Here is a 10,554-nt window from a genome sequence, read left to right as displayed (position 1 = left end):
CCGGAGTGGACGAACCGCTGGTGTTCGGGTTGTTATGCCAATAGCATTGCCCGGTAGCTACGTTCGGAATCGATAACCGCTGAAAGCATCTAAGCGGGAAGCGAGCCCTAAGATGAGTCATCCCTAGAGCTTTAAGCTCTCTAAAGGGCCGTAGGAGACTACTACGTTGATAGGCAAGGTGTGTAAGCGTTGTGAGGCGTTGAGCTAACTTGTACTAATGACCCGTGAGGCTTAACCATACAACCCAGATGGGTTTTACTGAAAATGTTCCCGACATTTTCTAGCACTTCCTCCATCCTTGGAGGTCGTACTGAAGGGAGCACGCACTTAGTATTAGAATAGAGCACTTAAATGGTGTGAGAATACTCAAAAATCAGCTTTTCGAATTATTATTTAATGCCAAGGCGTTAAATAGACAAAATTTGTCTGGAAACCATAGAGCTTCATTTCCAGGCGCCTAAATATACGAAAAAAGCCCTAGCACACAACGCTAGGGCTTTTTTCGTATATAGGGTTGAAATACCTAGCCCCGCGGTCGCCCGCCGCTAAGCGGGCCCTCAGCTTGCAACAAGTTGCTGCGCGTTTCGATGCAGCAATGTGCTTCGCACACTAAGCGCAGCCTCTATACCCCCATGTGAGAGTAGGTCATTTCCAGACGCCTAATAAGTACGAAAGCCCGTTGCTAATGCAACGGGCTTTTTTACGTTTAAGGTTTGTGCGTTGAATGGTCGTAAGCGTCTGGGCAAGTACGTCGTCAACTCCTTCATTTAGCCTTTATCTTAACGACTGAATATTACATCAGGAGTTATTATGGCTACACGTACAAATGAAGAATGGGCAGCGTCGATACAACAGCAATCCGCTAGTGGCTTAACGATTAGTGCTTTTTGCCGCTTACACAAAGTCAGTATTTATCAACTTAAATTAAGTAATTTATCTAATATAGGTTTATTGGCTTCAGGGAACTCATACTCGCTTAGCGATTGTATTTCTACCCACTTTACTTGTTGGCCTTCCATGCCTGAGGCATTACCACTGAAGTCGGTGACGAGGTGGATATCGAGTCTTACATGCTTGTCAGGGTAGTCGTGGCAGATGTCCATAAACTCAGTAGTGCTGTTTACTTCTAAATTCACTTCTTCTTTTAGCTCGCGAATTAACGCATCGGATACTGATTCGTTTGCTTCTACCTTACCGCCTGGAAATTCCCATTTACCACCTTGGTGAAGGTGATCATGGCGTTTAGCCAGTAACACTTGTTTATGCTGGTTTATGATAACGCCAACGGCGACATGTACTCTTTTTTGCATCTTGTTCTCGCGATTTTGGCGTTATTGTTTAAAAAAATCTTCTTCATCGTATCCAATATCATCCATCATATCGGGATCGATATTGTTTTTTACTGGGATGCTATGTTTTTCGCTTGCCCAGTCTCCTAAATCGATGAGTTTACATCTCTCGCTGCAAAATGGTTTAAATAGCGCTTCTGCATTCCATTGCACTGATGTGCTACAAATGGGGCATTTTACTGTTAATGGCATAGTGTAACCTTTGACCTTACTTTAAAACTTATTAAGGTGGATCTACATTGTAATGAGGTGATGTTAAATGGTTTAGCTACAGGTTGCTAGTGAGAACTCAATAGTAGAGCTGGTGTGACGGTGTAAGTTGAAGTCAACAAAATGGATAGCATAGCGATTTTTATGACCACTTATGGTTGGATAGCAATGTTGGCTGGCATTAATTTTAACTCTGATAAGCGAAAGCGCCTGTTGGGTATCTCCATGATAAAAGCCTGCTTTAGCATGCATTTGACTAAATTCTGCAGACTTTCTGCATAGTTCCAATAATAATAAAATAGGGGCCAATAAGGGCTCAAATTGCGCTAACCAGTTTTGAATATCTTGCTGCCGTTGCTCCCAGGGTTGTCCTAACCAGAAATGCAACTGGGGTAAGTCGAAATTACAGGGCGCTCCCGTCATATTAAATCGTTGTCGTAATGCAGTTATAAACTTATCTTGTTTAAGATCGCAGCCGATTCTTTGTGGTGTTAGCAGTGGTAATTTTAGGGTATTAAGTTGTTGGATAATTTGATCAACTTGCTCACTATCTGAGCCAGCTAAACAGCTGATTTGGGTAAGTTGCTGTATTTGGCGATCGATGTCTTTTAGTACTTCACCACGGTAATCGCAACGTTCAGTAAGCTCCGCTAATGAAAACAATGGGTAAAAGCATTGATGATGTTGGTCTTGTTGTGTGTTGTTTTGTAATTGCCGTGACAGATTTTCTAGGCGTAAATAACTGCGTATTTTTTCATTTAATGGTTGTTCGTAAATTAAATCAGTCATTAGGCTTATTAGATAACTCGGCGGCTTGTTGTAAAAAAAGTTGATGCAGGCGAGCAACTTGACTGCGCAACAGGTTAATATCTCCTTGATTGTCGATAACGTGATCAGCTTTATCTATGCGTTGTTGCCTACTCATCTGGCTTGCGAGTATATGTTCTACTTGCTGCTGGCTAACACCGTCACGTTTCATCGTCCTTGAAACTTGCAACTCAGGAGAAATGTCTACCACCAAAGTTGTACTCACTAAATTATCTAATTGATTCTCAAATAGCAAGGGTACAACCATAATGACATAGGCAGAGGTTGATGCATTAACTTGCTCTAGCATGGTTTGGCGGATCATTGGGTGTAATAAGTTATTGAGCCAAAGCCGTTGCTGCTCATCATTAAACACTTTACTGCGCAGTGCGGCTCTATCTAGCTGTCCATCTGCTAATAAAATCGCCGAGCCAAAATGCTCAGTTATTGCGGCTAAACCTTTAGAGCCTTTTTCTACAACAACTCTTGCGATGATATCTGCATCGACAAGCTGAATGCCATATTCTGCAAATAGGTTTGCTACTGTGGTTTTACCGCTGGCAATTCCGCCTGTTAGGCCGACTACAAACTTTGTGGGCATCATAAGGTGCTCAAATACCAGTTAAGAATATCTTGCCCCCAGACTAATGCTATCCAACCAGCTGCTGCTATGTAGGGGCCAAAGGGGATTGGGTTGCCCTTGTTAAGCTTTTTAGTGATGATCATTAAAATACCTACCACTGCACCAACAAGTGATGATAGTAATATTATTAGTGGCAACATTTGCCAACCGAGCCAGGCACCAAATACGGCTAATAACTTAAAGTCGCCATAGCCCATACCTTCTTTGCCGGTGAGTAATTTGAATAACCAAAAAACAGACCACAAACTTAAATAACCTGCTGCAGCACCAATAATGGCATCGGCTGGGCTGGTGTATATACCGTTAAGGTTGATGATTAATCCTAACCACAATATCGGTAAGGTGAGTTGATCAGGCAGCAGCATTTCATCTAAATCAATCCCGGTTAACGCCACTAACACAAAGGTTAATATGCTGGCATAAACAAACTGCCAGGTCGGGCCAAAATACCAGGCGAGGGTGGCAATTAAAATCCCCGTTAATAATTCGATAGTAGGATAGCGCGCTGAAATTGGTGTTTTACAATTGGCGCATTTGCCTTTGAGTGACAACCAGCCAATAACAGGCACATTATGCCAGGGTTTAATATTACTTTTGCATTTTGGGCAGGCAGAGCCCGGTACCACAAGATTGTACTTTGCAGGAAACTCATCAATGGGTTTATTTAAACGCTCATTACCCACTTGCTTAACAATATCAGGGTGATATTCGTTTAAATAGTAATTACATTCGCTTTGCCATTCACGCTTCATCATCACGGGTAAGCGATGGATCACAACATTAAGAAAACTGCCTATGGTGGCAGCAAAAATAAAACTAATCGCCACAAAGGCCCAGGGGGATTGGGCCATGGTGGTGATAAAGGTTGAGATAAATTCAGTCATTTATAATCTATTTTTATTATTAAAAGTACTAACCAACGATGTTACCCATTTCAAAAATAGGTAAATACATACCGATAATCAAACCGCCTACTACTGTACCAATCACCACCATCATAATCGGCTCAATTAGGCTTGATAAGCCATCCACGGCATCATCGACTTGCATTTCATATATGTTTGCGACCTTGTTTAGCATTTCATCTAGGCCGCCCGATTCTTCACCAATCATCACCATTTGAATGAGCATGTCTGGGAATAAACCTGTGGTGCGCATGGCCACATTCATTTGCATACCTGACATCACTTCTTGGCGCACTTTAAGCAGCGCTGAACGGTATACATAATTACCTGAGGCTCCAGCTGCTGACTCTAGGCCATCAATTAATGGTACACCAGCGGCAAAGGTGGTTGCTAATGTTCGAGCAAAGCGAGACATTGCCGCTTTATGCAAAATGTCACCAATAGCAGGAATTTTTAATACCATTTGGTCTATTTTGTTACGAAATTCTAATGAACTTCTATGTGTTCGTCGAAACAGCCAAATAGCAGCAATAATTGCTATAGCAAAGTAATACCAAGAGCTTTGGAGCCAGCGTGATACATCGATAATCAACTGAGTAAATGCAGGCAATTCAGCGCCAAAGCCTTTAAAAATATCCTCAAATTGGGGTACTACAAATAGAAGTAAAAGTACAGTAACAGCTACTGCAACCACTACCACAGCAGCTGGATAAAACATGGCTTTTTTAATTTTAGATTTTAGCTGTTCGGCCTTTTCTCGATAGGTGGCAATCCTGTCGAATACCGCATCGAGTGATCCAGAATGCTCACCTGCCGCAACTAAATCCACATATAAATCATCAAAATATTGTCTATGGGGTCTTAATGAGTCGGACAGAGGAATACCAGATTGCACATCCGACAAAATAGTGGCTAGTAACTCCCGTACTTTAGCTTTTTCATGGCCACGTCCAAGTAGCTCGATAGTAGTGACCAAAGGCACGCCAGCGGCTAACATAGTGGCAATTTGGCGGGTGATCATAGCAATGTCCATTGCGGTGATCTTTTTTTCAGTTTTAAACAGCGGAGCTGACTTTTTACGCACGCCTTTTGGGGTGACGCCTTGAGCTTTTAATACTCCACGAATCTCTGCAATACTGGAGCCGCGTAACTCACCAGAGGTTCGAGCACCATCACGGTTTACCCCTTTCCACTCAAAGGTGAAAATTTTAGGTTGGTGCTTTTGAGATTGTTTTCTGCTTTTCGGTTTTCTTTTTGCTGTTGCAGTGGCCATAGAGCCAGTCCTTTTCTTAAGGTCTACTTATCCATTGTTATTGTTTAAAGTGCTGCAGTAAACCAGAATAAATTGAGATAGTTAACAATATTATTACTGTAGACTATTTAAAAGCTGGTGACACGGTTTATTTCGGCAATACTGGTGACGCCATGAATTACTTTTAATAAGCCAGATTGGCGTAAATCGCGCATGCCTTGCTGTTTAGCCTGCTTGGCAATTTGCAGTGAGTTACCGCCCTCCATAATGGTGCGGGCAATTTCGTCACTCATTTTCATGACCTCATAAATACCTACGCGGCCTTTATAGCCCCCAGAGCACTGCTCGCAGCCTACGGGTTTAAATACGGTAATGCCTTTGGCAATATCCGCCTCTTGAAAGCCTAAACGTTGTAATTCTGCCACTGGTATATCTTCTGCTTGCTTACAGGCTGGGCATAGGCGCCTTGCAAGACGCTGAGCAATAATTAAATTGACTGAGCTGGCAATGTTATAACCGGGTACGCCCATGTTAATTAAACGGGTTAAGGTTTCGGCTGCTGAGTTGGTGTGCAATGTAGATAACACTAGGTGGCCGGTTTGCGCCGCTTTAATGGCAATTTCGGCTGTTTCTAGGTCGCGGATTTCACCTACCATGACTACATCTGGGTCTTGACGTAAAAATGAGCGCAGAGCTGAGGCGAAGGTTAAGCCGGCTTTTAAATTGATATGGACCTGGTTTACCCCTTCGAGGTTAATCTCGACCGGGTCTTCGGCGGTTGAGATATTACGCTCCTCGGTATTAAGGATGTTAAGCCCAGTATATAAAGATACGGTTTTACCTGAACCAGTGGGGCCGGTGACTAGAATCATCCCTTGGGGTTTGGCGAGCATTTCTTCATATAATTGGCGCTGGTCATCTTCGTAACCGAGCTTTTCGATACCAAGCTGGGCAGAGGATGAGTCCAAAATACGCATTACGATTTTTTCGCCCCAAATGGTGGGTAGGGTACTAACGCGGAAATCGATGGATTTAGTGCGCGACAGCTTCATTTTAATCCGGCCGTCTTGCGGCACGCGGCGCTCGGCAATATCAAGCTTAGACATCACCTTCAAGCGAGCAGATATGCGGCCAGAAAGATTTACAGGAGGCTCAGATACTTCATGTAAAATGCCGTCAATGCGAAAGCGGATACGGTAGCGTTTTTCATAAGGCTCAAAGTGTAAATCCGAGGCGCCTTTACGGATGGCATCGGTAAGGATTTTATTGATATAAATTACAATCGGTGCATCGTCACTGCTGTCGCCTGAAGGTTCATCATCGCGGGAAGTGTCTGTAACTTCTATACCTGCTAATGCTTCTTCATCAATGCCTTCTAAACCCAAGCCACTAATATCTTCTTCTAGTATCTTCGTTAAAGCATTTAGGAGTTTGTCGTCTTCAACCAATATAGCTTCGGCATGTAAACCTAAACTAAACTGGAAGTCTTCAAGGGCAGTAATGTTGGTTGGATCAGAGGTCGCAATGTAAAGTCGATTACCGCGTTTAAATAACGGTATACACTTATGTTTTTCTATAAGTTTTTTGTTCAATAACTCTTCAGATATGCCAGATATATCAAATTCATTTAAATCAAGTAGTGGTGTGCCATATTCTTCATAACATACCTCAGCAATTTCTCTAGCAGATAGTGCTTTCATAGAAATTAAACTATTAACTAGAGTCTTTTTACTTTTTCTCGATTCAGATATAGCATCAGTAATCGTTTGATCACTAAGGAGGTTTTTTTTAACGAATAAGCTTGAAAGCCCTAAGTTAAGATTAGTTGATGCCATGTATACTCCAAAACGAATGTGGTGGTAAATTTTAACTGCTTTTCACAACTATGTCATTCAGACTATGCTGTTGGGTATCTTATTATGTAATCTTAAATAAATTAAGAGTTGGTTTAACATTTATTCGTTAATAATTCTATTGGTTTCTGGTTGCTTTTATCATAAATAACAATATGCTTACAGCAGTGACGAAAACTTTTCAATGGCACTAGATTTAACATGCAGCTGAAGACTTACACAACCATTCACTTTATTTTTTTTGCTATCGTCCTAACTTTGGGAACAATACTAGCCAATTTGTTTACGACCTTATTTGACATAAATAGTTTATATGACGCGAAGCGTTTTTTAGTCATTATTTTTATTTGGTTAACAGTCATTTTGGCCTGTTTTACAGGTTCTTTAAAGATTTACTCTCCATCAAAATCATCAATAATACTCATATTCAGCTGCTTTGTTTTGTCAATTGCTTCTACCTTGCGAAGTAAACATCCATATTGGGGCATGATTGAGCTAATCAATATTTCACTTCTAGTTGTTATTTTTACACTTTTTAGAAGTTGTCTTTATGGATTACCAAAAGATAAAGTAGCGCAAACTCTATTCTTAGCCGTTGCTTTATTTTCTGTTTTCCACTTTGTTGTTTATGGGCTTAATCTTAGTTTTTATTTTTTTGATGCAAAAAGTTTCAATGCCGGTAGTCTTATTGTGGGTTATGACAATATCCGCTTCCTAAACCAGATCCAAGTGATTTTTTTACCGGTATTATTTATTCCAGTATTTTTTTATAAACTAAGAGGTTACAAGCATTATTCATTGATATTAGTAGCCCTTCACTGGTTAATATTGATGCAAACAGAAGCAAGAGGTGCAATGCTATCATTAATTACAGCTTTTAGCCTGATGCATCTTTTCTTACCTGTATCAGAGAAAAAACTAGTGGGAGGATTCTTTTTAAAATCTGCATTATTAGGTGCGTTATTATGGTTAGTATTTGTTATTATTCTCCCTTATTTATTACTTGATACTAATAGTCCGCCAATTAGATTGACTAGTTCAGGAAGAGTTGATATGTGGATTTATGCTATGCGGGAAATCACAGAACAACCTTTTTTGGGTTTTGGTCCTATGGGTTTTGCATGGGCAGAAGGGAGACCTTTAGCAAATGCTCATCCTCATAATGCGATAGTGCAACTAGTATATGAATATGGCTTAATTATTAGCTTATTGATTATAGTTTTTCTCATTAAGTTTTTTTTAAGTGCTTTTGATATTATTAAACGAGATTCCGATGGTTTAACAATTTGCATTGTGTATTCTATTATTGCAGCAACTATTTATTCGTTGTTTAGTGGTGTAATCGTTATGCCATTTTCTCAGTTAGTACTAACGTTTATACTTGCAGTTTTTTGGGCGTTCACTTCTGAACCAAAATTTGGTCACTGGGAGCTCAATACTGCTTTTAAGTTTATATTGATAGTATTTGTTACTGCAGCATCAATCATTTTGCTGGGTAGTTTTGAACATGAAGGGTTGCAGGACACTGGTCACCCTCGTTTTTGGCTCAATGGTGCCGTTGGATTTTAGTGCTAAGCGAATTATGTTGCAGAGTAATAATTTAATCAATTAAAGCATCAGAAGTATTCTAGCTCCATGTTTTTGCAATCTGGAATTTTCTCATCGCGTTGAAAATCACTAGAGTACTTCACTAGTGCTGTAATGGAGCTGGTTGCTCCTTAAAAACAATACCTAATTCTAATGCTATGCAGTTCTAAGCATTTGGGTTGCAAGCTCATGAGTTTCAAGTTTCTGAGATAAATCAATTCGGTCTTAGGTATAGACCAAGTGGTCATGTTAATAAATCAATATTTTAGGCTGAATTGGTCGGTTCACCTAATGATTGTGAGTTTTTATTACTATGAATTTTAGGCAATCAGTTGTGAACTAATCCAATGTAGTTTTAAAAATATACTAAGTATGTTTCGACACTTTCTGGTACTTACTTCTGCGGAGACTCGTAAACAGCTTATGGTTCTTTTAGTGGAACGCTTAAAAATAATAAGTATTATAAATAAAAGAGTATTAAAATAAAAATGCCATTCACGTAAATGAACGGCATAAAAGCATAACTCAGCTATTCCTAACTGAATTTAGCTACAACTTCCTGGTTTAAATTTAGCTTCTAAAGATCCACCTGTCACACATGACCAAACCCCATCAGCAGTTCTGCTTAATTGGAGAGTCTTACCATTAGCTTTTGCGGCATTACTGTTTTTTATTGTACATAAAATACCAGCATTCCCAGCGACTAGAGATATTGTGCAATACCTACCACCAGCTGCAGTTTGTCCGATATAACCTGGATCTGTTGTTGTAGTGATTGAAGGTGTTTTACCTTCATTCATAACAACTTCAAATTGAGACTTTAAGCTTGATACTTCTGAATAAGCTGAACCAACTTGAGATTTAACAGTATAATCTTGATAAGCAGGCAGTGCGATTGCTGCTAGAATACCGATGATCGCAACTACGATCATTAATTCAATAAGAGTAAAACCCTTAGCGTTTTTGATTTGGTTGATACCTTTCATTTTTCTCTCCGTAAATTAGGCTTGGTAGTATCAATCCTCGATAGCGGTTCACTCATTGCTAGTATTAAGTGAAGTCGCTGGCATTCCTATTGCCGAAAACCGTATAGCACATTTGTGTGGTTTTAGCTGGGTGACTAAAAACCACGATTTTTTTAATGGCGCTAACATCAGTTAGATTAGCCATGATTAACGCGACTGTAAGTACTAAAGTGTAACTTGCACCTGCGATAACCCCGTTAACTTACATAATATTAGCAGGTTATTTTGTTAATAACATTTCGGCTGAGCAGTAAATCTAGAGCAAATACGCAAATGTTAACCTGTGGCGCTAAACATTTGCGTAATTAGCCTAATCTAGACATTTGCAAATGTGGACCAGATGTTAACAGTTTTACGTAAATTTACAGTGTTAGGCTTACTGTGCATGACCGAAAGGTCATCTCGCCTGCATTAAACGTTAGTATAAACTGCCATAAAATGGAATAGTTTTACCGTACAAATAAAAAATAAATGTATAAAAATGCTCTAATTTCACATTTTCGGCACATTATACGGTAATTTGATTTTGACATGCGAGGGTGTGGTATTACTTTTTTTGACAAAAATGCAACAAAGGCGTTTTTTTGACGTTTTTTACAGTGTTTTTATGACGGAATTGAGTGGGGTGAAAACTTAGATTCGAGGGTCGCTTCGCTGATAGATACGAGACCCTAGGTTCTAGGGCGGACTGCGTCCTGCTAGGTCGCTGCGCTTCTAGGACAGCTTCGCTGTTGAGCTTTTATAGCATCTAGCAGTGTCGTGCCCTAGCCCTAGCCCTATCCCTAGAACCTAGAACCTAGTACCATTTCAATTTAGTTATGATCGATTGAGCTACCATTCCAATGGTAGCTCATCGGTCTTTATTAATACTTTCAAAGAACGACTTTCTCTCGGCGTTCGGCTGATCAATTTGTCTGTTTCTA

Annotated in this window: 9 protein-coding genes, 1 rRNA gene and 1 pseudogene; 3 read left to right on the top strand and 8 right to left on the bottom strand. The window is 40.1% G+C overall.

Annotation, left to right across the window (positions count from 1 at the left end):
- Both IEW93_RS21140 and IEW93_RS22360 read left to right on the top strand, forming a co-directional pair.
- Positions 1-239 (top strand): 23S ribosomal RNA (locus IEW93_RS21140); the annotation flags it as partial.
- Positions 240-810: 571 nt separating this feature from the next.
- A pseudogene (locus tag IEW93_RS22360) lies at positions 811-876 on the top strand (IS66 family insertion sequence element accessory protein TnpA); the annotation flags it as partial.
- Positions 877-914: 38 nt separating this feature from the next.
- Here the strand turns inward: IEW93_RS22360 and mutT are convergent.
- From mutT to pilB, 7 genes are all read right to left on the bottom strand, one after another.
- Positions 915-1,310, bottom strand: coding sequence for an 8-oxo-dGTP diphosphatase MutT (gene mutT, locus IEW93_RS21135; RefSeq protein ID WP_188741184.1), 396 nt, complete (start codon positions 1,308-1,310; stop codon positions 915-917).
- Between the two features lie 21 nt (positions 1,311-1,331).
- Positions 1,332-1,541 carry a DNA gyrase inhibitor YacG gene (yacG, locus tag IEW93_RS21130; RefSeq protein WP_188741183.1) on the bottom strand — a complete coding sequence of 70 codons (210 nt, stop codon included), beginning with the start codon at positions 1,539-1,541 and terminating at the stop codon, positions 1,332-1,334.
- Positions 1,542-1,613: 72 nt separating this feature from the next.
- Positions 1,614-2,348 carry a cell division protein ZapD gene (zapD, locus tag IEW93_RS21125; protein WP_188741182.1) on the bottom strand — a complete coding sequence of 245 codons (735 nt, stop codon included), beginning with the start codon at positions 2,346-2,348 and terminating at the stop codon, positions 1,614-1,616.
- Positions 2,341-2,970 (bottom strand): dephospho-CoA kinase, encoded by a 630-nt coding sequence (gene coaE / locus IEW93_RS21120; protein WP_188741181.1) that lies wholly within the window; start codon positions 2,968-2,970, stop codon positions 2,341-2,343. The genes zapD and coaE overlap by 8 nt, the downstream gene beginning before the upstream one ends.
- A complete protein-coding gene (locus IEW93_RS21115) occupies positions 2,967-3,893 on the bottom strand; it encodes a prepilin peptidase (RefSeq protein ID WP_188741180.1) in 927 nt (308 codons plus the stop codon). The genes coaE and IEW93_RS21115 overlap by 4 nt, the downstream gene beginning before the upstream one ends.
- 28 nt (positions 3,894-3,921) lie before the next feature.
- Complete coding sequence (locus IEW93_RS21110) at positions 3,922-5,187, bottom strand: type II secretion system F family protein (protein ID WP_188741179.1); 1,266 nt, start codon at positions 5,185-5,187, stop codon at positions 3,922-3,924.
- A gap of 107 nt (positions 5,188-5,294) precedes the next feature.
- Positions 5,295-7,001, bottom strand: coding sequence for a type IV-A pilus assembly ATPase PilB (gene pilB / locus IEW93_RS21105; protein WP_188741178.1), 1,707 nt, complete (start codon positions 6,999-7,001; stop codon positions 5,295-5,297).
- A gap of 219 nt (positions 7,002-7,220) precedes the next feature.
- Between pilB and IEW93_RS21100 the strand changes: the two genes are divergently transcribed.
- On the top strand, positions 7,221-8,588 hold the full coding sequence (locus IEW93_RS21100; protein WP_188741177.1) for an O-antigen ligase family protein: 1,368 nt from the start codon (positions 7,221-7,223) through the stop codon (positions 8,586-8,588).
- Between the two features lie 563 nt (positions 8,589-9,151).
- On the opposite strand, the gene IEW93_RS21095 is transcribed toward IEW93_RS21100, so the two are convergent.
- On the bottom strand, positions 9,152-9,592 hold the full coding sequence (locus IEW93_RS21095) for a pilin (RefSeq protein ID WP_283104479.1): 441 nt from the start codon (positions 9,590-9,592) through the stop codon (positions 9,152-9,154).
- Positions 9,593-10,554 lie beyond the last annotated feature (962 nt).

Origin of the sequence: Shewanella inventionis (assembly GCF_014641855.1) — a bacterium.
Classification (GTDB): Bacteria; Pseudomonadota; Gammaproteobacteria; order Enterobacterales; family Shewanellaceae; genus Shewanella; species Shewanella inventionis.
Note: the sequence above shows the minus strand (reverse complement) of the source record. Positions and strands in the feature narration are given on the sequence as shown.

Coding starts and splice junctions, on each gene's coding strand:
- mutT (WP_188741184.1), bottom strand. CDS start 1,310: ATGCAAAAAAGAGTACATGTCGCCGTTGGCGTTATCATAAACCAGCAT.
- yacG (WP_188741183.1), bottom strand. CDS start 1,541: ATGCCATTAACAGTAAAATGCCCCATTTGTAGCACATCAGTGCAATGG.
- zapD (WP_188741182.1), bottom strand. CDS start 2,348: ATGACTGATTTAATTTACGAACAACCATTAAATGAAAAAATACGCAGT.
- coaE (WP_188741181.1), bottom strand. CDS start 2,970: ATGATGCCCACAAAGTTTGTAGTCGGCCTAACAGGCGGAATTGCCAGC.
- IEW93_RS21115 (WP_188741180.1), bottom strand. CDS start 3,893: ATGACTGAATTTATCTCAACCTTTATCACCACCATGGCCCAATCCCCC.
- IEW93_RS21110 (WP_188741179.1), bottom strand. CDS start 5,187: ATGGCCACTGCAACAGCAAAAAGAAAACCGAAAAGCAGAAAACAATCT.
- pilB (WP_188741178.1), bottom strand. CDS start 7,001: ATGGCATCAACTAATCTTAACTTAGGGCTTTCAAGCTTATTCGTTAAA.
- IEW93_RS21100 (WP_188741177.1), top strand. CDS start 7,221: ATGCAGCTGAAGACTTACACAACCATTCACTTTATTTTTTTTGCTATC.
- IEW93_RS21095 (WP_283104479.1), bottom strand. CDS start 9,592: ATGAAAGGTATCAACCAAATCAAAAACGCTAAGGGTTTTACTCTTATT.